Source organism: Myroides sp. (genome assembly GCF_032073645.1).
In the GTDB taxonomy this organism is placed as follows: Bacteria; Bacteroidota; Bacteroidia; order Flavobacteriales; family Flavobacteriaceae; genus Flavobacterium; species Flavobacterium odoratimimum.
In genome coordinates, this window is sequence record NZ_DAMANB010000009.1 from 1 (window position 1) to 26,367 (window position 26,367).

Here is a 26,367-nt window from a genome sequence, read left to right on the forward strand (position 1 = left end):
GTTTATGATCGTCTGCCTCTAGAGTCGTTATTACTTCTCTAATGCGGATGCAAAAATAGTATCTTTTCCCTTACTTCCAAACTTATCTTTGTCTTTTTTTAAAGGTTTTTAAAAAGTATTTCATAACTCATTATTATACCACCTTTTACGATCGAAAGTTTTTTTATCTTTTTTTAAAGGTTATAGCGTTATGGCGTCTCTATACTATATATACGTAAAGAGCAGTACTTAATATTGTACTCTATTATATATATGTAATAATTGAGAATATGCCTTCTTATGCCCTTTCTGTCTACTTCTAAATGTTACTTTATCCTATATAAAGGTGTTTTATCTACTTTTTTGTAGTTGATCTACTTATATAGGTATGCTTTTTTAGAAGAAAAGTCCCTTATTATATGGCTATTATCTTGTTTCGAAGAAAAACAGATGTACTTTTTTTATTCTCACATTGAGTAATTATCATCGTAAACAATTGTCTATCAAAAAGTAAAGTAAATTACCAGTATTATCTTTCTAAAGCCAAAACACTTCTGTATCCCAGTAATAGCAAGCCTTTATGCCTACTTCTTCAACACCGCTTCAACATTTCTCCAAGATTGCTCTATCTGAGCACCTCTTTCTTGAAGCAATATTGAAGAGGTCTTGTCGCACTCTTGAAGAGGGGGCTTAAAATATAGTAACAAAAAAGCCCTAGACTATATGATCTAGGGCTGCGGGTAATACATTCTTTAATGAAAAAAGCTCTTACCTACTGACAAGAGCCTTACTCTATAATTATTTCTTTTCTTTAAAGGATTCAAGCATTGAAGTCATCACGCTCTCATATTTCTTCTTTTTAACCATAGTAGTCCAGCTCACTATTTGATAGTATCTATCTTTTCCTTCTATACAAGCTAGTTTATAATGAACGAGAGTCCCATTTAAATCTCCATCATAACTAGTCAAATAAGCAGGTAGTCCATTCACACTAGTCTGTTCTAGTTCTGTATCTTGTTTTAAATTCAAACTAGAAGCGATAGAAGAATTCGCTAATTCAGCATAAACTTTAAAGTTAGGAGCTGGATTGCCATAAACCTCTTCAACAATCTCTTTAAACTCTACCTTATTATCTTCCACTATCACTACATAGAAATCATCCTTTTTGTTTTCCATTTGAAGGACGGCATCTTTATTCAGATTTTTAGCAAGAGAGAGTTCACTAGGAACCTCAATCGTCCCCAAATCACCAATATTTACTTCTTTTGGCACTGTAGACTCACTACAAGAAATCAAAAAGAAAGTAAATAAGCTCATCATTATAACAATACTTCTTATCATCGTTATTCTGTTATTTTAAATATTATAGGATTGTAAAGGAACAAAACTTTTATTTGTTTTTCATAATCTCTGAAAACAATTCAACACTTCTTATGCGTTCCTCTACTCCATAGATCGGAGTAGTGATCATAATCTCATCAACCTCAATCGTATTAAAGAAATCTGTTAAACCGCTTTTTATTCCTTCTTTGTCTCCTATAAAAGAGAAAAATGTTTTTTGCTTTACAATGAACTCTTCATAGTCTGTCCAATTGCCCTCCATAGATTCACAAGGTCTCTGAAGAGGTTTTCTATCATTTCTAATAATTCCTAAAAACATTTTATAAAATGATGTAGCTAGTTGTTCAGCTTTTTCATTCGTATCTGCAACTATTGCATTCACACAAGGCATAAAATAGGGTTTATCTAATTGTGCAGATGGTACAAAATTCTTTCTATAAATATTAGCTGCTTGTAATAAATGATCTGGAGCAAAATGACTTGCAAATGCATACGGCAAACCTAACTCAGCTGCTAAATATGCACTATCTGTACTAGATCCTAGTATCCACATCGGTATATCACATCCTTCTCCAGGAAATGCTCTTACCTTAGCTCCTTCATTTACTTTAAAAAAACGCTTTAGCTCCTCTATCTGTTGTGGGAAAAAATTAGCTGCATGTACGTCATTACGTCTCAAAGCAAGGGCTGTAGCCTGATCGGTACCTGGTGCCCTACCTAATCCAAGATCTATTCTACCTGGATATAACGCCTCCAAGGTTCCAAACTGTTCAGCAATAACTAAAGATGGATGGTTTGGTAACATCACCCCTCCTGAACCTATTCTCAATGTAGATGTCCCTCCTGCCAAATATCCAATCAAAACAGATGTGGCGGAAGAAGCTATATGTGGCATATTATGATGTTCTGCCAACCATAGTCTATTAAAGCCAACTTTTTCAATATGTTGTGCTACTTTTAAAACATTCTGTAAAGTTTCAGTCGTTGTTTTATCCTCACCTATAATCGCAAGATCTAAGAATGAGAATGGTATATTATGATTCATATAAAAATTCAATTAAAATGATATGACACAAGATAACATTAATAAACAGAATGCTATTCGCTGTTATAAAAAATTAACACCATGAGTTATATTAACTTATTAATAAGCTTATAAACAATAATTTATACCAATAAAAAATCGTAAATTTATAACACTAATCATTACTTAAATAATATGATGCACATACAGAACTTATTAGAGCAGATAGAGTATGGTGAGAAGAAACCAGCTATCAAAATACTAGTGGATAACGACTTTTCTAAAGAAATCAGAATTGTATTCAAAAAAGGACAAGAGATGAAAGAACATAAGACATCCTTCCCTATAGTCGTGGAAATCGTAAAAGGAGCGATAACATTCGGGGTGGAAGGAAAGCCTTATGACTTAAAAGAGGGACACTTAATCGCGCTAGAACCTAATATCCCACATGACCTAACAGCTCTAGAGGATAGCATAGTACGACTAACCTTACATAAATCTGATCAGGTCACAAGAGTGATGAATGTCATCAAGGACTAAGTATAGTTATCTTCTACAAGTATTACTACGCCAATACCTGCTAAAATATATTGCTTATTAGATAACAAAGAATCCTTATAAGTACAGTAAATTTGCACAAATCAGAAAAAAATGAAAAAAATAATATCTAGCATACTGTTACTATCAAGTACATTCTGTCTGGCACAAAATCTAGAAATTATCCCATTAGGAGTCTATGGCGGTGGAGATGAAAGCAACTTATCGTCTTATCTTATCGGAGTAGAAAACACAAATAGCTATATCGCTCTAGATGCTGGTACTATACATAGTGGTATCAATAAAGCAATCGAAGAAAAAACATTCTCAGCAGATAATGGTACGATACTACGCGACTATATCAAAGGGTATTTTATATCACATGGGCATCTAGACCATCTATCAGGACTGATTATAAACTCTCCTGAGGATTCTTCTAAGCCTATATATGCGTTACCATTTGTCATTGATATTTTTAAGAATAACTATTTCACTAATGCTTCATGGGCTAACTTCGGTAATGAAGGAGAAAAACCTATACTAGGTAAATACAAATATACAAGAGTAAAACCAGCACAATCCTTCAATATAGAGAACACTTCTCTATCTGCTGAAGTATTTGAACTTAGTCATGTAAATCCACAGTTAAGCTCAGCTATATTAGTAAGAAATAATGATGAGTATGTACTCTACTTCGGAGATACAGGAGCTGATAGAGTAGAGAAAACGACTAAACTTAACTATATCTGGGAGTACATAGCACCTCTAATCATTAATAAGAACCTTAAGACTATATTAATAGAAGTATCTTTTCCAAATAGCCAACCTGAAGATAAACTATTCGGACACTTAACACCCAAACTGTTAAATGAGGAATTAGGTAATCTAGCAAATCATGTAGGTAAAGAAAACTTAAAAGATTTAAATATAGTTATTACACATCTAAAACCTAGTGGGACAGCTATAAATACTATCAAAGAAGAATTAGCTAATCAAAACGAATTTAAAATCAACTATATCTTCCCTGTACAAGGGCAAAAAATAAAGTTACAATAACCAAAAAAGCCGTCTGCGTAGACGGCTTTTTTGGTTATATACTATATCCTTATCATTAATTTGATTTTTGTTTAAAGAACATCTTGTCTACAATAAACACAAGAAAGAATGCTACTAACGATGGAATCAACCAAGGTACGTCATAACTACTCAATGGCAATGACTTAATAAATTCTGCAGATGACTGAGAATACTCTATAAAGTCATATTTAAAAGCAATAAAAGAGCTAAACTGAATCAATGCTACAACTGTAGTAGTTAAGATTGCTCCAACGAAAGGAGCTTTTCTAGTCACAGATTTACCAAAAGCCACCATATAAATGATCAATGTCAATGTAATAGGATATATGATTCCTAAAAATGGGGCTGCATAATCAATAATACTATCCACTCCTTTGACTGCTAATACTGCAGAAGAAATACAAGTAACTACAACCACAAACTGATAACTAAGTTTTACTTTCGTTAATTGGCTGAAGAAGGTACCAGTAGCACACACTAACGCAATCGCAGTGGTCAAACAAGCTAAAGCTATACATAATGATAATGCCAGAGTCCCTTGACTACCTAATACTCCATTAGAGATATGCAACAATAACTCTGTTCTCTTTAAATCATCTGTAATAGGGTAACCTGAGGTTGCTCCTAAGTATACTAATCCACCATATATGAATAATAAACATGAGATAGCAACAACACCTGACATATAAGTAACCTTTGTTTTCTCTTTAGAACTCACATAGCCAGCAGCCTTCACTGCAGAGATGATAATACCAGCATAAATCACTGATGCTAATACATCCATAGTCTGATATCCCTCAGCAAATCCAAGTCTAAATGGATCTGGATAAGAAGTATTAACTAACTTAGAAGTATCTAAAGGATTGACTATACCAATCACTACCATCGCTACCAAAAGAACTAACAACATAGGTGTCAAATACTTACCTATAATATTAACTACCTTAGACGGAGATATCGAAAGTAACAACGTAATCCCAAAGAAAATAACAGAAGACCATACTGCACTAAAATCAGGAAAGACAGATAATACCCCTATCTCAAAGGTTGTTGCTGCTGTACGAGGAATAGCAACCAATGGTCCTATACTAAGAATAATAGCTGTAGCTAATACCCATCCTAATGTACTATTGATCCGTTTACCTAAGTCTGTAAATTCGTCTCCAGAAATCAATACAGCAACAATTCCTAAAAAGGGTGCTAGTATTGCGGTGATAGAAAACCCTGTAACAGCCGAGGTCCAAGAACCTTCTGTAAACAATCCAATAATAGGAGGCAAAATTATATTTCCAGCACCAAAAAACATGGCAAACAATGCAAAACCAATAGTTACTGCATCAAAGATGGATTTTTTATTCATTCATTAAATTTTAGGTAGTTAACATTTGTTTTATTCTATAGTAAAATCAGTAAAATTTCTTAAAATTTGTACTTAAAAATAACATTCAATATCTTTAGTTTTACTTAAGAGGAGCACAATATATAAAATAATAATCGGCTTAGATATATACATACCAATATTTTACACCATATTCATTTAGATTCAGTGATAATTTAACACCTTCTAGAATATGTTAAAAAAAACAACACCAATAACCGAATTAGAAACAAAAAAAACTAAAAAATGATTCTTTTTACTACCAATAACTTAAAAATAGAAACAATTCAATTAGGAGAAGACTTAAATGACCTATTAAAGATTCATAACTGTCCTGACACAATGAAATGGATTCCATCTAGGGCAAATCACTGGGATTCTGATGCTTTAAGAAATAAATATGCAAAAAACGATCTCCTCTATTCTCAAGGATTAGGAATCTATAAAATTTCTTTAACTCATAACTCACGAACTAATATAATAGGAGAAATACTCCTCCTTAAATACACAGACCAAGAAGAAAAAATAGAGATAGGGTACATTATATATAAGGATTATTGGCAAAAAGGTTATGGTACAGAATTACTACATGGTATAGAACTCTTCATTCAACAAAAATATGCTTCGAAAATCCTTATCGCGCAACTCTATGAGAGTAATATATCCTCACGTAAGCTATTAGAAAAAATGAATTATTCACTTATAGATAGACAAGAACTGGATAACAACACCTACAAGTTACTCTACCAGAAAGAAATCTTATCTACTCTGTAGGGCATGATACAAATTATCAAATACTGGTATCACTAGTCTAGCTCTCTCTGTAAGAGAGTACTCAATATGCAATGGCTTTTGATTAATTATACTCTTAATTAAGAAGCCATCCTCTTCCAACTCTTTTAAAGCTACAGAGACAGATTGTTTATTAGCACCTTCTAATAAACGCATATAATCTCTAAACCTCCTAGGCTGCTCTTCTGTAATATGAATGATATGAACTTTCCATTTGCCACCAAGCGTTTTTATTAGTTCTTCTGCTGGGCACTTAGTAGTTTTCTCATCGTTGTTAACCATAATTCATATTTATTTAGTTACAAAGCTACACAATTCCCTTTATAATGGAAAAACTAGTGTAATTGATATTCTTTTAATACTACAGAATATTAAAATATAACATCACTTCCAACAATTTCTCATTTCAGACTAAGCAAATGGTCAAAAAAGTCTCATTTTTTGCTTTATTATTTTATCATATAAATTACAAAATAATATGTTTCAAATATTAAATTATAATCAATCATATGTAATAAATCGTAAAAATAAAATACTCATATATATAAATCAAATGAATAAATAACAATTTTAAAACACAATAAATATAATAATCAATTCATTTTAAGTAAAAAAGACAATAAAAAACACTTTTTACACAACATTGATATATTTCATATTATTAATTTTACACTAACAAAACATCAACATATTATTAACATAAAATTTAAATATGATTAGCCATTTAAAAAACACGACTTAGTATAAACCTAATACACAAAACTCACACTCCCCAACCGAGTTTGCGTATTAAAAATCACCTACATCATGACAAGCACAGCATCAAAGATCGTAATTCCAACTAAAATAGTGGAATTTAAGAATCCACCTAAAGATGATTTTATCATTTTTCAACAAGGGGACGAAACAAAGAAAATATCTCCATATAACAAAAGGAGTTATTACAAACTTTCTTATTTAAAATCAAAGAGTAAATTCTTTGATGGAAATAAAGTGATTGAGTTAGAAGGTCCATCATTATTCTTTTCTAACCCGGTATCTCATTATACATTCGAACCAGTATCAGAAAAACCGGAAGGATACTACTGTTTATTTAACAGCAGCTTCTTAGGCTATAAAAGTCACTTATTAAAAAGCATTCTTGCCCACTTACACGAGAATCCTATTTACCTTTTAACGCCACAACAAGATGAGTTTATTTCTTATGTATTTAAGAGAATTGAAGAAGAAAACAATCAAAAGTATGCGCAGAAATACGAATTAATGCGTAACTATATTGAAATCATAATACATCAAAGCAATAAACTAAATGCTACTTATACTGTAGACCAGAGTGTAAATGCACCACAAAGATTGTGTTCAAAATTCTTAGAATTATTAGAAAAGCAATTTCCGATTGAAAAAACAAATACAGTAATCAAATTGAAAACGCCTAATGATTTTGCAAAAGTGCTGAATGTACACGTAAATCATCTCAATCATACTTTAAAGAAAACAATAGGAAAATGTACTAGTGACTGTATCCAAGAGAGACTATTAATAGAGTCACAAAAATTACTAAAGTCTAAACCATGGAGTGTAGCTGAAATAGGCTATTGTTTAGGATTTGAATACCCAACGTATTTTTCTAGCTTTTTTAAGAAATATACTTTACTTACTCCTAATCAATATCGCAAAAATTAAATAATGATACAAAGATGTTTGAATTGTTTTACAATCAATTGAATAACTCAACTTAACTTTGTGGAAGAACATAGAAAACAACTTTACTAAAAATTACAATTGCAGAAAACTGCAAAAACACATTGCTTATCTTCAAGCTAAAAAAATGAAGAATAGTAGCCCTAAATCTTTTTTATTGTTAAAAAAGCCACCTTTTAGAAGGTGGCTTTTTGTTTTGTCACTATTAAAGTTTATTTACTAATTCTACTTCAAATACAAGAGTGCTATAGGGACCAATCTCTTTACTAATATGCTCTTCTCTATAAGCGTATTCTGGAGGTGTGACCATTCTAAACTTAGTGCCTATTGGCAATAATGGAACAACCTGTTGATAGGCTAGAATTAATTTGCTCAGGTTGAAAGAAGCGGTCTTCCCTCTAGCAATAGAACTATCAAAAACTTCTCCATTGATATTAGTACCATGATAATGACATTCTATGCGATCAGAAAGTTCTACTTTGTCCCCTTCACCTAATGCTATAATCTCATAAGCTACACCTGAGGGCAATAAGATCACTCCGTCCTTCTTTACATATTCTTCTAAACACTTAGCTCCTTCTTCTTTATTCTTCTGTTCTAACTGCTCTTTCCTTTTTTTTAATAACTCTGCGACACTCATAAGTATTACTCTATTTTAAACTTACCTGCAAAAATAATAGATAATTTCTATCCTTCATGCTCTTTATAAGTATGTAATTGCCAAATACTAAGGTTATCCATAGCACGTGTACATCCCACATACCATTCATAAGGAGTTAGTTTATTCGGTTTATCCACTACAAGAATAACATTCTTACGTTCTAATCCTTTAAACTTAACTGCTGTAGTATACTGGAGTTTCTTAGGCTTTAATGTAAGATTCTCAACTGTAAGCTCCTCCATTCCTAATTCTAGAATTAAATCAGCAACGTTATTACGTCTCTGCCACACTTTACTTTGTACCAACACAATTACATCCTCAGCGTTTAATGAAGAACTAGGGTCATTAATACTGCGTATCACTTCTTCCATTGCTTCTTTAATCGTCACTTGGTCATAGAATGAACGCAATTCAATTTCATCATACTCTTTCTGATGCACACTCACCTCATCCCAATCATCAGGATGCGTTTGAATATGTTCTGAAATCTGACGAATCTGTGACTTCTGTGCACTTCGTCGTATTTTGTGTAATTTAAAATGAGTAAAATACTCTTTCAAGAAATAAGCATAATCAGAAACATCACGTCCAAAAAGAGAGAAGCTTTGGTCTAGATCATAAAGAAGCATAATATTCCCTTGTTTCATTCCATTATGATTACCACATAACTTATGCATCATTAAGTGAAGATTACGATCAAACAAATCTTGTGCTTCGTCTACAATCATATAATCATAATTAGGAAGCTTATCTATTTCTTCTAAATGAGTAATCGTCTTTCTAATATAGTCTGCAAATTTCTCTGGTTCTATATATAAAAGATCACGCTCAGTAACACCAGGTAAATACTTCATCACAAACTGTGTGAATGTAATGCAGTCTATACGAACATTACTCGCCTTAAACCTCTGTGCATTATAAGCACATAACAAAGAGTTCCAGCACAAATAAATACCGTGTCTTCCCACCTGCATCTCACTATACGCCATCGCCATAGTAGTCTTACCTGTACCTGGCGCTCCTTCTATCATTAAACGCGGGTTTTCAGAAAGAGAGTACAGTATCTCTAAGTTTCGTTCTTTTAGCCATTCTAACGAATTTCTAGATTGGAAGACATTGGTATCCTGAATCATTGGACTGAATGTATTCACAATATTATCCAATTCTGCTTTCGATAGATTATTAAATCTAATAGGGTGTGTATTCTCTAATTTCTGCTTAGAATAATCATAGATATGTAATAGAAATTTCTCTATATTCTTATATCTATTGCGTCGAGTGTAGTCACTAAATATAAGATTCTTATCATAAATAGTATTCTCAATAGCAATTTTAGTAGTTGGAAAGGCCACTGCTTCACAGAATAATATATGCTTAAAGCTAGGGAACACTTTATTCATCAAAGTGTATTTATATCCCTTCACTTGTTCAAAAGGGTTTTGGTTTAGCCACTTCTTACGCTTACCATCCTTAAAACAGAAACGTCCTTGGTCAACAAAAATATTCCCCCCTTTTACTTCTAAGACAATAATTCCAAATTTAGAAACAATGATAAAGTCAAGCTCAGCGTCCGCTTTAGCCCTTTTTATCTTAGAGTTATCATGAAAAGGAAGTTTCATACTATACCATACATACCAATCATGAGGGCTTTTAGACAGGGATTCTACAATATCTCCATATATTAAAAACTCTCCATAAGGAACCTTGTTCCCATTTATAAAAAGTTGCTCGAGCTCATCTAGAGGGTACTCCGGATAAATCTTTAAAGCCATGACTCTACATTTTTTTGATGAACATCTAAATTACGCCTTTTACCTCAACTCTACTCTATATTCTACAATTAAAAAAGGATAAACTAAAAATAGCTTATCCTTCTATAACATTTACATTTAAATTATGAAAAACTCCCTCTTCATCTTCATTATTCTATTGCAAAAATAGACCTAGAGAATGTCATAAGATATCATTCAAAAAATAAACGACTATTTATTTCTAAATAGTCGTTTATAAATATATTATTCTGTTGGAAACTCAGGTCTTCTCATCTTAAATCTACTTCCTGATAGAGATTCTAAGAATGCTACTATCGCTTTTGTTTCTTCTTTCGTTAACTCTAAAGGTTTCATTAAAGGATCTGTTACAGGATATAAAGGATCTTTCGCTTTTTGTTCTGCTGTAGGATCTATCATGTGCATACCACTATTATACATATTTACGATTCCTTCTAGATCGTCAAATAATCCATTATGCATCCAAGGTCTAGTGTTTAAAAGATCTCTTAAACCAGGAGTTTTAAACTTCCCTACATCATTAGGATCTTTCGTTACTTCATATCTACCTAGATCTTCAAACTTGCGTTTATAGTAAGTCAATCCAATATTGTGAAAAGACTCATCTGTCAAGTACTGCCCATGATGACAATTCATACATCTCCCTTTCGTTCTAAACAAATGCATACCATAAATTTCTTGGTCATTAAGCGCTTTATATTTACCGTCTATAAAAGCATCTACTCGGCTAGGCTGACTCTTAATTGTCTTTTGAAACGTAGCTATAGCACCTACAATACGGTCATAGGTAATCTTCTCATCACCGAAAGCTTCTTTAAAATAAGGTTTATACCCTTGTACTTTACTCAATTTGGCGGGTAAATCTACTACGTCCATTGCCATTTCGTTATGAGCAGATAATGGTCCATTAGCCTGTTCTTCTAAACTATTAGCTCTACCGTCCCAAAAATAAGAAGTACGCTCTGCAGTATTATATAACGAAGGGGTATTACGTGCTCCTTTTAAGTGATCATGTCCAAGTCCCACCATACGTCTATCTGTCCATCCTAATTCAGGATCATGACATGAACTACACGATATCTGATTAGACTTTGACAATTTAGGATCAAAGAATAACATACGACCTAAAATTACTTCAGGTTTCGCTTGTTCTGTAAAATAGTCGTTATCACGTTTAATACTTCCCATCTCACTCCATTCCACACCTTCATCTATAGTTGGTGCCGGCCATTGTGAAATAGGCTGCTTATAGCTTTCTATTATTTTTTGATACTCAGGGTTGTCGCTTCCTAAGAATCCTACAAACTTTGGACTAAAACTAAATAATCCAAAAGCTAAGAATCCAGATAATAAAATAACTACCTTTTTCATTGTTTATTTGTTGTTAGTTAATAACTGCTTAGAAAATAACTCCTAGAGACATTCCTATATAGTTATTTGTTTTGTTTATATTATACTTTGTCTGTTCATACTGAATCTGAGCAAACATGGCTGGTATATTACTAACCTTCACATCATATCTGGCTGTAATACCATAAGTCTGATAATTAGCAGTCTGAATCGCTAAATCATGTTGTACCCATTCTGTCATAGCAGGGCTCTTATACGATGTTACCAAATTCACAGTATCCTCCTTAAGATTACGCACTCTAAAATAAGGGCTTACTGTTATGATATTAGATTGATTCAATTGTCGCATATAATCAACTTCTAATCCATAATGTAAATATGTGAATCGCTGTCTAGCCTGAGTATCTCTTCTCTTTTCTTCTGTCTGTTCTACTGTGAAAGAAGGTGAAACTACTAATCTACTAACATCTGTACTATATTGATAAAATAAAGACGTATACACATCACTTCTTACAAACTTATACAGATCTTGCTCTCCTATCTTTCTCTCTAACTTTTCTGTTTTAGAATAAAAAGACTCAATTCCTCTTGATTCACTTAGTAAGTAATTAACTTTTGCTCCTAAACGATGTTCATCTAGATCAATATATTTAATTCCTCCTATTGTATATTTTTTAGTTTTAAGTACAGACATTTCTTTTGAAGGACTACTTCCAAAGTTCTTCTCAATATCAAACTGCCCAAACGAACCTTGTATCAAAAAGTCCTTACCTTTATTCTTAGCTATAGTTCCTCCTACCTCATATCCTGTTCCCTCATAAATCATCTTCATATCTACAGCAGAACTAAAGTAATAATTATAAGCTCCTAAACCTGTCAGGTGATACGCTATGGGCTTCCCTAATAGACTGACAAACTTAATTGTACTATTCTGAGTATATTTATTCCAATTTGCATACACTCCTAATTCGTAGTCCTTATAAACATTATAGTTTACTCCAATGCGCAAATTTAAATCTGAAGAGGTATTCTTAGGTCTTGGATCTATTTCTCTATAACCACTTTTGGCCTGATAACTAACTTCTCCTCCTACTGTCCACTTATCAAATTGTCTAGCCATCCCCCCTGCAAACTGATAAATTTCTTGCTTCATGGTACCTCCTATAGAATCACCTAACACATAAGGTCCTAGGATATGTCTGTCAAGATTCTCATTCCACTTCATATTCTTTTGCTTCTGAGTATTATAAGAAGCGCTTCCCCATAGGACAGTATTATTCTTTAATCGTTGATAAGAAGAGGTATTAACCTTAAAGGCATCTAAGCCATCTCCATCCTGTACCAAATAAGCATCCTTACTGTCTGATAGATAATTCAGACTTAATTCAGAAAAAGACAAAGGACTATACGATGTCATGAAAGCACGATTAGCAAAAAAGTCTTGTCCGAATACGATATTCATATCCCGTTGAGCTAGTCTACTTTCGTATAAATTAGAATCTGTTCTATCCTGAGCTTGAACCTCAACACAAAATAATACACTAATTATCGCAACTATATTTATATATGTATTTTTCAATGTACTCTTATTTTATTTATGATGTATTCCGTCTTTTAGAGACATCTCTGACTGAGGAACAAAATCAACTGAAGAATTATTAGTATCCTTATACACATTGCGACCTTGCTCATTAGGTCCTAAGACTTTTCTTCTGATAGTCTTTCCATAACGCGCTTTATCAGATTCTGATGTTGCACAGTATGAATAGCCGCTATCTAAAGAAGGAGCAGTCACTAGACGTTCAAACTTATCAGGAATACTTCCATTAACAGCATCAATAACCCACGTATTAGGCATTTTATATCTGCTGAACTTCTGTTCTTTCCCTGCAGCTGTCAAATAACTATAATCAAACTTATAATTGGCTAACCAAGTATCTGCATTCTCTCCTTCAGGAAAACGAGCTACGATATATCCTGTCTGTCCACGGTCATGCATAGCGAACATACTAAAGTTTAACTTCGTATAGATCATCATCACATTAGGTACATTAGGATTATCTGGTTGTACATTCTTAGGGTTTTCAGTAATAGGAAATTCAAAATCAGCATTAGATAAATCAGCCCCTGGTACATTGGCTAAGTTATGATTCTGAGCATTATCTGCTATTACAATAAAGTCTCCTGGCTCTACTGGGTACTGTGTACCGTTACCTGGTAACATCATTACAGATTGTAAAACGAAAGCTTCGTTTAATACATCTGGTGTTTCTTTGTTATCTCTAGTCGTCAAAAACTCAGATTGAGCGATCAATAATCCATCTGCATAAAGTACTCTATCAGTATTATTAACTAGTTTAAAGTATTTACCTGTTTGGTATGCTTTTAATTCTGTCGTTTGTAATCCAGCAAAGAATATTTCTTCAAAGATAAAGTCATCGTTAAGTTGTTTGACAAATAAATTAATTGTCATATTTACTATCTGATCTGTCACATCTAGCATTTCGCTTTTACTTCCTAGTCCTACTTCTTCTTTATCTTCTAATACACCTATTCCTTCTGCTGACATTCTATAAGCCCCCACAGGTAGAGCTACAGAGAAATAAAGAGAACCTACTGCTTTCTCCACTATTCTTAAACCTGTATTAACTTCAACAAACTCTACTTCTAATTCTTTTATTTCTTTAATACCTTCTACTTTAAATGCCATAGAAACAGTCGAATTCTGATTACTTCCAAGCGCATTATCATCTGTCAAACACGAGCTCATTAACAAGCTCATTGTCATCATCAATCCGTATAAAAATATATGCTTTAATCTCATTATCTTAAATATTGAAGTTTATTTCCATTCCAAAGTAAGGTCCGCTATCATCTTTTCTATTTACATTCACTCCATTATATGTATATGAAGAATAGTGTGTGAATAATCGATTAACGAACATCGATGCCTTTACTGATTTATATATTCTCTTTGATATTTTAAAATTAGCATTAAATGTAAATGGTCTTCTCTCCTCCATACCATCTGTCTTAGAAACAGGTCTAACTAGATGTTGTAGTAATGGATCATTTGCACTTTCTTCCGTATAAGGATGAACTACATTATCTATTCCCATATATGCATAAGGAGCAGCAACTCTATTTAGATTTAGGTTTCTTCTAAACACATCTCCCTGTAAAGAGGCAGATATATTCATATCTAAGCTAGGCAAATAAGTATCTACAACCACATTGTACACTAGAGATGATCTTCTATTCCCATTGTCATCTGCATAAATACCTGTGTATAAATACTGTTGTCCATTTACAGAGATACCCGGTCTCCAAAGAATAGAAGCGCTATTAGAATATGTCGTTTTAAACCATGCTCCATTTAAAGTAATACGAGTATTAATCCCTTCAAAACGAGGTGAAGAATATCCAAACTCTATTCCTTCTTTTAATGTTGAGCTTCCATTTTCAGTATGTGTATACTGCATCATGTCCTGTCTGTATGAATATGGCGATTGATCTAAATCTGGCTTGCCTAACTCATCATTCCACACTATATCTTTAGACTCGTATCGCTTATACTCAAACCCCATAAACTGAGTCATATCTCTAAACCCTGTTGTCATCTTCTCATCGAAGTAAGTGATATAAAACTTGTGTTTTTTATATTCTAAATCTAAACGAATCTCTTTCTTCGTATTCTTCGCGCCTATCAAACTATGGTTAGCCAAAGGCATTCTGTAAGTATAGAACTGTGCGTATGCATTATCTGTCTTAGGATCTAGGTAACTTACTTGCACCATATCGAAGTAACGATCTTGTGGATATAGAAGAGCTAAAGTAGGTTGTTTATACAGTTCTCCATATCCTACTGTAATATCAGTCTTTAGATATTCCTGTCCCATCTTTAGCTTAGGAAGTCCCCATTGGAAGTTGACACGTGGCTCTGCAAATACCCTATCACTAATGCTAAACTCTTTTCCAACACCTAATAATTTAGACATTCTAACTCCTGCATATAATTGTAAGTGATGTTGACCTAAGTCATATTCCATACGATCACCTATATAAGCAGCTAATATCTGAGAAGCTGGTACTTCGTTAAAAGGACGAGGACGTTTCATAGTCCCTACAGAAGGAGGTAATAAAGGATCGAATAACTCTCCTCTACCGTTGTTCTTTGAGTATCTAAAGTCCATCCCTACTTCTCCATGATGTTTAATCCCAAAAGTAGAAAAACCTAATTCTGACTGTAACTTTGTGTTGATATTTAAAGGACGGCCTTCTGTCTTAGATGTTGCTATGTATGATGTTGGTAAAAATACACCTTCGTTTTCTCCTGTTTCATTTCCAACAGGAATAGCTACACGTCCATTCTGCTGTATAAAGATAGTCTCCTTAATATCTTCTATTCCTTGAGATACATAAGCATTCAAGGTTATATTCTTGAATAAAGCTTCTTTGCCAAAGTCAAGTTTTAGATTGTTACCTAATGAAAAGTACTGCTTTTTATTCTTATAACTATCTGTTCTATCATAACCTGTATCTGGATCAAACTTATCGTTATCAACAGTACCACTATAATCAAAATTTGCTTTCCAACTCAGATCATATCCTCCTACTACAAATGTTCTATCTGATCTCAATGATGATGATACTCTCTTATAGTTCTGAAGGACATCTGTAGGATCGTTCTTAGCATCCAAGAAATCTACACTTGCATTCAGTTTCCATCCTGTCTTAGTATCTATTCCTTTCCCTACATAATACAGTTTGCTAAAACCATCTACTTTAAAACGAGCTTGTAGTGGTGTATACCCTATCTTTCTATTTATCTTAATCAGACCTGAACTCAAATCTCCATAGGCAGCCGTAGGTATACCGCGAATAACCTCAACACTTTCGATATCATTAGTTGCCAAACTACGCATATCCACTCCTATATGAGAAGTCTTAGCTCCTCCTACAGATACCTGCATATCCGCATTAGTATTAATAATATTATCATCTACCATAAACTGTACCCCTAGAGCTCCAGTAGCGTATTTCTCTCCTGGATTATTCTCTCTAATTAAAGCAGCATTTGCTACCGTAAGTTTAGGATCCTTTGCTTGCCCTCCTGGTAATAATTCCATTAAATCAGCAAAGCTTGATGGTTGTAAATGCTCCATCGCTTGACGATTAATCACAGAAGTAGAAGTAAGCCCTTTACTCTCTGTAGCAGTAATGACCATTTCTTCTAATATATTAGAAGTAGCTGTCAATGTAATAGGTAATGTCTGACTTTGAAGTAAATTAACTACAGTAGAAGAACTTCCATAACCAATATGAAAGACCTCAACAGTATAAGTATCAGCTTTCAAATCAAAAATAGCAATACCTTGATCATCACTAACTTTTAACTGTGACTCTTTTGTTCCAGTTACCTGAATACTAGCATTATTAATATTTTTATTTTGAGCATCTTGCAATACGATCTTCAATTGCAACTTAGAAGATTGTGCAAAAACAGAAGAACAGAACAAGACTGTGAAAGTAACAAGTAGAACTTGAATAACTTGATATAAGCGTGTCATTGAATAACTTAATTAATCGGATGCCAAAAGTAGTCAACAAAACCTATATCTTCCAAGTTATTTAGACTTGATTCAAATTAATTCTATATATCTATTTAAGAATGAATGTAAATAAGTTTAAATCTTTATTTTATACAATAATTAAACACAATCATCAAATAAAACATAATATTACATACAATTCATCAGCACATTATAAGTTACTTCGATATAAATAGTATACTTTATACTACTAATAATATAAAAAGGCTTCTTTAGAACTAACTCTAAAGAAGCCTTTTACATTTAATTAAAGTAAATAAGCGTTACTTCGTTGGAAATATAGGACGCTCCATTTTATAGTAACTTCCTGACATTGATTCTAAAAATGCTACAATAGCTTTTATTTCTTTTTCATTTAATTTTAATGGTTTCATCAGTGGATCTGTTAGAGGAAAGAGCGGATCTAATGCTTTCTCTTCCTCTGTAGGATCTATCATGTGCATCCCACTATTATACAGATTCACTATTCCTTCTAAGTCATCCATTAACCCATTATGCATCCATGGCTTAGTCACTAATAGGTCTCTTAAAGAAGGAGTTTTAAATTTCCCTACATCTTCTGCTTTTTTGGTATGTAAGTACAGTCCTAAATCTTCGTACTCTCTCTTATAATATGTCAACCCTATATTGTGAAAAGACTCATCAGTAAGATATTTCCCATGATGACAATTCATACATCCTGCCTTAGTTCTAAATAAGTGCATTCCATATATCTCTTGTTCTGTTAGGTACTGATACTCCCCTTGTATAAACTTATCGAAACGACTAGGCTGACTTTTGATTGTCTTTTGAAAAGTAGCTATTGCACCCACTATTCTTTCATAAGTCACTTTATCATCTCCGTAAGTTTCTTTAAACAAGGGGTTGTACTCTTTATACTTGCTTAACTTCGCAGGTAGTGATTTGACATCCATATCCATTTCGTGATGAGCAGATAAAGGTCCCATCGCTTGCTCTTCTAACGTTAATGCTCTACCATCCCAAAAGAAAGAACTACGCTCAGCAATATTGTATAAAGAAGGAGTATTCCTAGCTCCTAATAAATGATCATTCCCCAGTGATACCTGTCTATGGTCTGTCCATCCCATTTCAGGATCGTGACAAGAGCTACAAGATATCTGATTAGACTTTGATAACTTAGGGTCAAAGAACAGTGCCTTACCTAATACCACTTCTGGCAAATCTTGTGTCTCATAGTATAATGTATCTACCTCTATTGCCCCAAACTCTTTCCATTCTACACTCTTATCTATTATCGGACTAGGCCAATAGCTTATAGGTCTTTTATATTGATCCGTAATCTCTGTGTATTCAGAAACTGATCTTACTTCGAAATTAGTGTATCCTATGAATAGTAATACCGCCCCAATAATAACACCTACCTTTTTTTTCATCTATCTTCTCTCTCTTTTAAAACGTAATCCCTAAACTCATCATCACACTACTGTTGTTTTGAAACTGCTTATAGTTTTGGAAATAATACTCTCCACCTACAAATACATCTATTACTTTCGGCAAAGCAAAATCATAACGAACCTTAAAGCTTCCTTCCCAATACTCTGCTATCTGAACAGCATAATTATTCAACAGCATTTGATTTATAGCATTGCTATTTCCATAATTAAAAGCAGCCTTTTCTTTAGCAGTTTGTCTTACCTTCCAATTAGACGCTACTGTCAATAGACTTCTATCTTTAAATGTGTACATCCATTGTAAATCTGCCCCTATATAGGTATACTGAATATCTGTTTTAGAATAAGGTTTTTTATAGCGTTCTACCTCTTGAGTTATTCCTATATAAGGTAAGATACTATACACACTATTTAAAGTTTCATACTTAAATACTCCACTTAATCTAAGATTCTTATTCTCGTATTTATATTGTTCTTCTTGTCCTATCTTTAAATAGTTTGTAGCACTCACATTGACAAACAAATTCTCTGTACCCTTTCTCGTCTTCATGTTCCCATCTAAGCGAACACCTAACTGAGTAGCCTGTATATCAAATAACTTCCCTACAGAGAAGAAATGTTCTATATCTTTAACTTTAGAAGCTTGCAAATCATCAAAATCAGACAATAACTTCTCAAAGCTAAACATATTCATTCCTACTGTAGCAAACCACTTCTTCTGATAAGTATCATATACTTGTAGAGAACCGCCATACCTCCAACCATCATAATAAGCCTCTCTTCTTTTTCCTTTCAATAGATTATTGAAGTTTCCCATTCCACTCATCTCATATATCACAGGAAATCCAGTAGGACTATAAAAGTCCATCTTGTGTTTCTGTGTATATTTCTCTATTGAGGTATTTACCCCTATAGTAAAGAGCTCCTCAAATACTCTACTCACCCCTATATTCCCTCCTAATCGAGCAGAGAGATTCTTAGGTCTAGGATCTATATTACGGTATTCCATCTTCGCTTTATAAAAACCAGAGATACCGATATTGTACTTTCCTAATCGTTGGGCATAACCACCAGCGATATGATAATCTTCATACTTAATATCTCCTCCTACGCTATCAGCTACCACATACGGAAATATTAAGTCGTAATCTGCACTCTCATTCCACATTACATCTCTACGCTTACCCTGTTGATAAGTAGCACTGCCCCACACAGCACTATGCTTATCTAATTTATGGTAAGCATTCGCTTGAAAAGACAAATCATCTCTGTTTTTGCCCTCTTGAGCTAAAGTTGTTTCATTCTTACTATTCTGCTTTGCGATTTCGAAAGAAGTTAAACTGTACTTTCTATAGTCTAAATAGTGAGATGGATTGACATAAATAGGTTCTTCAAAATGACGTATTACATCTTGCTTCTCCTTTACTTTTATTGCCAATGAATCTGACTGCTGTCCATATCCCCATACAGTACTCAACAATGACAACAGACATAACCCAAAATGAAAGTGCTTCATACTACACTAATTAATATTTAAATAATGACGGTCTTACTGCTGGTGCAAAGTCAACTGTCGAATTATTAGTATCTTTTAGAACATTGTTCCCTGCTGCATTTTTACCTATTACATGTCTTCTTACAGCCTTACCATATCTTCCTTCATCTCCTACATGTTGTGTGATATAAGTATATCCCATATCTACTGATGGAGATGTCACATTCCACATATACTCATCTGCAATACCTAAGTTTACAGCATCTACTATCCATGAGTTTGGAATTTTAATAGCAGAATCTACACTTGGATATACTTCTCCTCCGAATATCATTTCGTACTCATAATCATATATATTATCTACTACTAACTTCTCCGTTGTCATTCCCTCAGGCATTTTTACTAAAGCATAAGCATAACTTCCTTGAATATTAATCACTAATTCATCGTGAATCGTAATCATTTTAGCAGCTTTTAACCCTACTGCATCATGTACTCCATCTCTAAAATTCTGAAACTCTGCGTTAGTCAAATCAATTGAGTTGCTGTTAAATTCTTTATGGTTAATAGCATTCTCTGCAAAGATTACCGATTTGCCTGGCTCTACTGGGTGGTCTTTTCCTTTACCTGGGAACTGTAAAATAGCTCCAGCAGACAATGCCTCACTCATAATATTAGGTGTATAATCTTGCTTATCGTTTGTCATAAACTTAGATTGTACAAATAACATTCCGTCTAAATACAATACCTCATCAGAGTTATTTGTTATTTTGAAGTATTGGTCATCTGTATACTGAAGTCCTTGTGGTGTCTTAGTCCCTGCGAAAAATACCTCTTCTATTACAAAACCTGTACTACTTGTTTTAAATACGATATCGATAGCCTTAGTCATTTCTCTACCCGAGATCACTACACCTTTAATAAAGTTACCTACTTTACTCTCCTCTACTACACCATTTACCTTATGTGTGATTACACCTTCTACTGTGATATCATAAGTACCTGTAGGAAGTGCTTTCTGTATTTTCTTATCTCCTTCATATACTAACTCTGTTTTCTTATTAGAGTTTAGTTCTGTCAACTTGATAGTCATCTGTTTTATCTCTTCTATCTTCGCACCTTGAGGATCATTAATCCAGAATGTTACGAAAGTCTGCTCATCCCCTGTCATATTGCTATTGTCATCAGAAGAACAAGCATTAAAACCTAATACCACTAGTAGTAAGCATAATGATTGTAAAAGTCGTTTTATCATTTTTATAAGTATTTATAGATTAAAATTTATTTCCATTCCGAAGTAAGGGTCTCTTAGTCCCTTTCTATTTACCTTAGTCCCATTCACAGAATATGGAGCATAGTAGGTAAATAACTTATTAGCGAACATAGACACTGTGATCTGCTTGTTTCTAAAACTCTTAGATAGCTTTAAGTTCACATCCATCAGCATAGGTGTTCTCCTAGATTTATCTGCATTGCTATGTTGTGGGATTACTAATTGTTCTAATAATGTTCCCTTTGCCTCTTCTGCATCATAAGGTCGTAATTCTCCATCTACTCCTACATAGTAGCTAGGCATTCCATTCATCGGTTCATTCTTTGCTAAGTAGTACCAGTTAAACTGAAATGAAGTAGAGAATTGTAAATCTAGTTTAGGGATATAGGTATCTAATAATAGATTACTATTTAGCTGTTCGTATTTGCTCTTAGGTTCCATTTCATCGTATAGTCCTAGGTACGGATAAGGCTTACCATTCACATTTGCATTAGAGTTACCACGTCTATAAGTTGGCAAACTATTGCCCTGTTTAGTTCTAAACCATGCCCCATTAATTGTAACACGAGTATTAATAACAGGAATTCTATTAGAAGTATACTGAAACTCTATTCCTTCCTTATCTGTTCTACTACCATTACGAGAGAAATTGTATAAGAAGTTTTCATTAAATTGTTCAAAAGGAAGATCCTCTTTATTCGGTACACTTGTGATATGATCATGATCTATACTAGAAGTATCATATCTCTTATAATCAAAGATTCCATACTGGTTCATCGTTCTAAACCCGTTGCTCATTCTTTCTTTAAACACCGTAAAAGTCAGCTGATGAAAACCCCAATTCAAATCTAACCTAGCCTCTAGCTTATTGTTTAAGGCAGGAGTCAATGCTTTGTTCTGTGGGTCAAAAACGCTCGTTTTATAATTAACTGTACGATAATCAGGATTACTGTGAAAATAGTTTAACTGCTGAACGTCTCTATAATATTTCTCAGGATAAAGAAGATTTAGGTCAGGGAATAATCTCTGCTGTCCCCATCCTAACGTTAAGTCTACTTTTGCTTCCTTATTCGCTACTACAAAAGAGGGCAATGTCCATTGTACATTCACACGTGGATCGATATACATCTTTCCACTCATAGTGAAATCATTAGACAAGTTTTGCATAATAGATCCTCTCGCACCTAATGCTAATGTTAGACCGTGTTGTCCAAATTTCGCAGAAGAAATATGCTCTGCAAACAAAGCCGTCGTTACATAAGCAGGAATATCCTTATATGCTCTATTTCTATAAGTAGATTTAGGATCTAAAGGCTTATAGATATCATAGACCTGACCTCTACCGTTATTCTTACTATACTGCCAATCAATACCAGCACGTATATCTGTAGAAATAGCAGACATCTTATAACGAAATGCACTCACTACCTTAGCGAAGATATCTAGTGGCTTACCATCTACTACACTCTCTGCAATATAATTAGCCGTAGGAAAAAAACCATCGTACTCACCATCCACAGTAGAAAGTGGTAGTGCTGTAGCTGCCTCTAGCTGTACAAACTTTGTCTGGTTAATCTTATCGAAACGTTGATTAAACGTAGTCTGTAATTCTATACTTCTAAAGAAAGATTCATTTCTACTCTCATAAGTCACTATATTACTCAGACTATAGAACTGATTATCCACTTTATATTTATTCGCACCTGTCAGGTCAATATCTGGATCAGACTTAGCGTCATCTATAGACCCTGTATAACTTAGGTTAGATAGCCAAGAGAACAATCCTCCATTGTTTAAATTCTTATCCTTACTCACACGTACAGTACCTGTCACACGCTTATAACTCTCTAAATCATTGCGAGGTTCTGGTTTAGCATTTAGATAATCTAACCCTACATTTACCTTAAAGCTACTATCCTTAGATTCAAAACCTTTATTAACCGCAAATAGTTTACTATATCCATCTGCTTTAAAACGTGCTTGCCATTTAGAATATCCACTCTTCTTCGTGATCTTTACTACACCAGAAGTAAGGTTACCATATTCTACAGAAGGGATTCCTCTTATGATTTCTACTTTCTCTATTTGGTCTGTTGATATTGTACGCATATCAACACCTGAGCTAATATTGATATTCTTATTAACACCTGACGAAACATTATCCATATAGCCATAAGTATACTGAAGGTTTGCACCCGAGTTCAATTGTGCTCCATCTACTACAAATAAAGTCCCAAGAGAAGAAGTGTCATATTGTTTATTTCCAACACCCCTTATATTAGAGCTTACTCTACCTACTTCTCTCAGCTGTATTTTATTGACACCGCCTAGGTACGGATCTTGTGCTCTACCCCCTGGTACTAATTCCATTAAGTCAGCAAAACTAGAAGGCTGTAGATGTTGCATAGCTCTTCTATTAATCACAGAAGTACTCGTAAGTCCCGTTCCTTCCTTAGCTGTAATCACGACTTCTTCTAATTGATTCGTTTCAGCTTTTAAGACAACTGTAAGGTTATTGTGCGTTAAGGTATTTAGCTTTTGACTATAAAAAGAATAACTGATGTGCTGTACTTCTAAAAGATAGTTATCAGGTACTAGTTTAAAAGTTACTTCACCTGCCTCATTGGTAAGTTCTAAGACAGACTCCTTATCACTTTTTAGCATCACCACCGCTGTAGGAATAGCCATTCCATACTCATTCTGCACTTTGATAGAGATAGGAGAACGAGTATTCTGCCCATAACTGAGAAAGTGAATGAATAACGATAAGATAATAATAGTTAGTTGGGTTGGTCGTGTGATAATAGTAAAGTGTTTGAGCATCACGACTGTATTATGTTTTATGGGACAAATGTATAATCTAAAATCATTCTAAACAATATTATTTAGAAGTAATTTAAATAACAAAACTCAAAATACAGTCAAACAAGCTTTTAACTGACAAAAATTAACATTTAAACTCAAATCAATCTAAATAAAACAATGACTCATTCCTTAATATATCTTCAATTATGGCAGAAAAAGTACGTTATGTGTCATTTATACATCATAAAGCCTTCTTACCTTTGTCTTATCATTAAACATGATAGCAGTATGAATACCCCACTACATCATATCGGATTTCTATTATTACCTCAAGTACAGCTACTGGACTTCGCAGGGCCGAGTGATGTATTCAATACTGCTAATCAAATCATGGTTCGCACAGCTACATCCGCACTTACTCAATATCAAATCCACTTAATCTCTGGAACAGTAGACAAAAGTGTACTTACTAGTGCAGGCATTAGTGTACAGTGTGATTATACCATTTATGACCAGCATATTCCTTTAGATACATTACTCATCGCTGGATCTAAAGCAGACCTAACGCATGAGTATGATCCAGCTGTGTTACATTGGATAAAGGGAATACAACCTACTGTAAAGCGTATAGGTTCTATCTGTATAGGAGCTTTTTTACTAGCCAAAACAGGATTACTAACCAATAAAAAAGTAACTACACACTGGCAATATGCTAAAGTGCTCCAGGAGACTTACCCTTCTATTCGACTGACCTATGATCACTTTTATATCAAAGATGACAATATCTATACTTCTGGAGGAATTACTTCTGGTATAGACTTAGCTCTAGCCTTAATAGAAGAGGACAATGGATATACCCTAGCCTCTGATGTATCACGATATCTAGTAGTGAATCTAAAAAGAACAAACACACAAGAACTCTATAGTACATTAATACCCGCTGATATAGAACTAACTCCTTTAGTTAGAAAAGTAAAACAGTATATCACAGATCATCTAACTCAGCAAGCAGTGACTATTGCAGAACTTGCGGATCATGTCTATATGAGTGAACGCAACTTTTCTAGGGTATTTAAGAAAGAAACAGGAATGACTCCAGGGGCTTTTAATGACTGTGTGAGAATAGAATATGCTAAGCGTCTATTAGAATCTACAACATACTCTATAGTAGAAATAGCTACTCAAATAGGATATACTTCTGATCATGTATTTAGGAAAGTATTTGTCAAACTAGTCAAAGTCACTCCTACTCATTATAGAAGTGTGTTCCAATCTACGAGAATTAACCTTTAGCATTTAGTTTCCCAACTAAATAATCACGAATAACCTAAGACAATACCGATATCGAAGCCAGTCTTCGACAGATCCTCTATTGCCTTTTATCAACAATAAAATATGACAACAACAAACCGCCCCCTTAATGTAGCCTTTATTATTTTTGATCAAGTAGAAGTACTTGATCTAAATGGTCCATTAGATGTATTCGTCAAAGCTAATGTACTTAAACCCAACAGTTATAATCATTACTTAGTCTCTGCTACGAAAGAAGTGGTCAAAACAGAAGCGAACACTACACTAATAGTACCTCAATACAGCTTCGAAGATTGTCCTACACCTGATATCATATTGTTACCAGGAGCTAACCCTGACATCGTCATGAACTATCTACAAGACGAGTATTTTCAGAATACCTATACATCTTGGATAGTGAATCAACATCAGCAAGGTGCTCTGTTATTTACAGTCTGTACAGGTAGTCTACTGATGAGTAATACGGATGTATTCGATGGCTTAGAGATAACGACACACTTCATGGCACTAGAGGCTCTTAAACAAGCTACCCCTAAAGCCAAGATAGTAACTGGTGTGCGCTATGTAGATCAAGATACTGTATTGACTACTGCAGGTATCACAGCAGGTATAGATGGTGCTCTATACTTAGTCAGCAAACAGCTTGGTGAAGAAATGGGACAAACTATTACCCAATTATTTGAATACAAATCATAAAACCAAAAGGCGACTTAATTACTAAGTCGCCTTTTATAGCTTATCAAAAAAACGAATCCAGTCATGAACAATAAAACAATCATGATAACAGTCGAATTAAAATGACTGCCTTACAGTTTCTAATTTTCTTCTA

General features: G+C 33.8%; 20 protein-coding genes. 6 read left to right on the forward strand and 14 right to left on the reverse strand.

Features of this window, described 5'->3' with window-relative positions:
* Positions 1-777: 777 nt before the first annotated feature.
* Positions 778-1,320: a hypothetical protein gene (locus RT228_RS08330; protein ID WP_006257173.1), complete on the reverse strand. Its 543-nt coding sequence runs from the start codon at positions 1,318-1,320 to the stop codon at positions 778-780.
* Between the two features lie 49 nt (positions 1,321-1,369).
* Positions 1,370-2,365: an LLM class flavin-dependent oxidoreductase gene (locus tag RT228_RS08335; protein WP_006257174.1), complete on the reverse strand. Its 996-nt coding sequence runs from the start codon at positions 2,363-2,365 to the stop codon at positions 1,370-1,372.
* Between the two features lie 177 nt (positions 2,366-2,542).
* On the opposite strand from RT228_RS08335, the gene RT228_RS08340 reads away from it, so the two are divergent.
* Positions 2,543-2,884, forward strand: coding sequence for a cupin domain-containing protein (locus RT228_RS08340; protein ID WP_006257175.1), 342 nt, complete (start codon positions 2,543-2,545; stop codon positions 2,882-2,884).
* Between the two features lie 111 nt (positions 2,885-2,995).
* Positions 2,996-3,937, forward strand: coding sequence for an MBL fold metallo-hydrolase (locus tag RT228_RS08345; protein ID WP_006257176.1), 942 nt, complete (start codon positions 2,996-2,998; stop codon positions 3,935-3,937).
* A gap of 55 nt (positions 3,938-3,992) precedes the next feature.
* Here the strand turns inward: RT228_RS08345 and brnQ are convergent, their stop codons facing one another.
* Entirely contained in the window at positions 3,993-5,318 is a 1,326-nt protein-coding gene (gene brnQ / locus RT228_RS08350; RefSeq protein WP_313138586.1) for a branched-chain amino acid transport system II carrier protein, read from the reverse strand.
* 264 nt (positions 5,319-5,582) lie between these two features.
* Between brnQ and RT228_RS08355 the strand changes: the two genes are divergently transcribed.
* Positions 5,583-6,110, forward strand: coding sequence for a GNAT family N-acetyltransferase (locus tag RT228_RS08355; protein ID WP_006257178.1), 528 nt, complete (start codon positions 5,583-5,585; stop codon positions 6,108-6,110).
* On the opposite strand, the gene RT228_RS08360 is transcribed toward RT228_RS08355, so the two are convergent.
* Entirely contained in the window at positions 6,096-6,410 is a 315-nt protein-coding gene (locus RT228_RS08360; protein WP_006257179.1) for a winged helix-turn-helix transcriptional regulator, read from the reverse strand. The genes RT228_RS08355 and RT228_RS08360 overlap by 15 nt on opposite strands.
* A 525-nt stretch (positions 6,411-6,935) precedes the next feature.
* Between RT228_RS08360 and RT228_RS08365 the strand changes: the two genes are divergently transcribed.
* Positions 6,936-7,811 (forward strand): helix-turn-helix domain-containing protein, encoded by an 876-nt coding sequence (locus RT228_RS08365; RefSeq protein WP_006257180.1) that lies wholly within the window; start codon positions 6,936-6,938, stop codon positions 7,809-7,811.
* 223 nt (positions 7,812-8,034) lie between these two features.
* On the opposite strand, the gene RT228_RS08370 is transcribed toward RT228_RS08365, so the two are convergent.
* The 10 genes from RT228_RS08370 to RT228_RS08415 all read right to left on the reverse strand — a co-directional run bounded on the left by RT228_RS08370 (position 8,035) and on the right by RT228_RS08415 (position 24,245).
* The gene (locus tag RT228_RS08370; protein WP_006257181.1) at positions 8,035-8,469 is read right to left on the reverse strand and encodes an FKBP-type peptidyl-prolyl cis-trans isomerase; all 435 of its coding nucleotides are present in this window, start codon (positions 8,467-8,469) and stop codon (positions 8,035-8,037) included.
* A gap of 47 nt (positions 8,470-8,516) precedes the next feature.
* A complete protein-coding gene (locus RT228_RS08375; RefSeq protein WP_006257182.1) occupies positions 8,517-10,262 on the reverse strand; it encodes a nuclease-related domain-containing DEAD/DEAH box helicase in 1,746 nt (581 codons plus the stop codon).
* Positions 10,263-10,505: 243 nt separating this feature from the next.
* Positions 10,506-11,651 (reverse strand): cytochrome-c peroxidase, encoded by a 1,146-nt coding sequence (locus RT228_RS08380; RefSeq protein ID WP_006257183.1) that lies wholly within the window; start codon positions 11,649-11,651, stop codon positions 10,506-10,508.
* Between the two features lie 28 nt (positions 11,652-11,679).
* Positions 11,680-13,209 (reverse strand): DUF6850 family outer membrane beta-barrel protein, encoded by a 1,530-nt coding sequence (locus RT228_RS08385; protein WP_006257184.1) that lies wholly within the window; start codon positions 13,207-13,209, stop codon positions 11,680-11,682.
* A gap of 12 nt (positions 13,210-13,221) precedes the next feature.
* Complete coding sequence (locus RT228_RS08390) at positions 13,222-14,454, reverse strand: DUF4876 domain-containing protein (RefSeq protein ID WP_006257185.1); 1,233 nt, start codon at positions 14,452-14,454, stop codon at positions 13,222-13,224.
* A 4-nt stretch (positions 14,455-14,458) separates the two neighbouring features.
* Positions 14,459-17,200: a TonB-dependent receptor plug domain-containing protein gene (locus tag RT228_RS08395; RefSeq protein WP_058699315.1), complete on the reverse strand. Its 2,742-nt coding sequence runs from the start codon at positions 17,198-17,200 to the stop codon at positions 14,459-14,461.
* A 305-nt stretch (positions 17,201-17,505) separates the two neighbouring features.
* Positions 17,506-18,636: a cytochrome-c peroxidase gene (locus tag RT228_RS08400; protein WP_006257187.1), complete on the reverse strand. Its 1,131-nt coding sequence runs from the start codon at positions 18,634-18,636 to the stop codon at positions 17,506-17,508.
* 16 nt (positions 18,637-18,652) lie between these two features.
* The gene (locus tag RT228_RS08405) at positions 18,653-20,170 is read right to left on the reverse strand and encodes a DUF6850 family outer membrane beta-barrel protein (protein ID WP_006257188.1); all 1,518 of its coding nucleotides are present in this window, start codon (positions 20,168-20,170) and stop codon (positions 18,653-18,655) included.
* 10 nt (positions 20,171-20,180) lie between these two features.
* A complete protein-coding gene (locus RT228_RS08410; RefSeq protein WP_006257189.1) occupies positions 20,181-21,404 on the reverse strand; it encodes a DUF4876 domain-containing protein in 1,224 nt (407 codons plus the stop codon).
* A gap of 12 nt (positions 21,405-21,416) precedes the next feature.
* On the reverse strand, positions 21,417-24,245 hold the full coding sequence (locus RT228_RS08415; RefSeq protein ID WP_006257190.1) for a TonB-dependent receptor plug domain-containing protein: 2,829 nt from the start codon (positions 24,243-24,245) through the stop codon (positions 21,417-21,419).
* A gap of 270 nt (positions 24,246-24,515) precedes the next feature.
* Here RT228_RS08415 and RT228_RS08420 point away from each other — a divergent pair, with 270 nt between their 5' ends.
* Together RT228_RS08420 and RT228_RS08425 are read left to right on the forward strand one after the other, a co-directional pair.
* Positions 24,516-25,520, forward strand: a complete 1,005-nt coding sequence (locus tag RT228_RS08420) for a GlxA family transcriptional regulator (RefSeq protein WP_006257191.1) — start codon at positions 24,516-24,518, stop codon at positions 25,518-25,520.
* Between the two features lie 102 nt (positions 25,521-25,622).
* Positions 25,623-26,234, forward strand: a complete 612-nt coding sequence (locus RT228_RS08425) for a DJ-1/PfpI family protein (protein WP_006257192.1) — start codon at positions 25,623-25,625, stop codon at positions 26,232-26,234.
* Positions 26,235-26,367 lie beyond the last annotated feature (133 nt).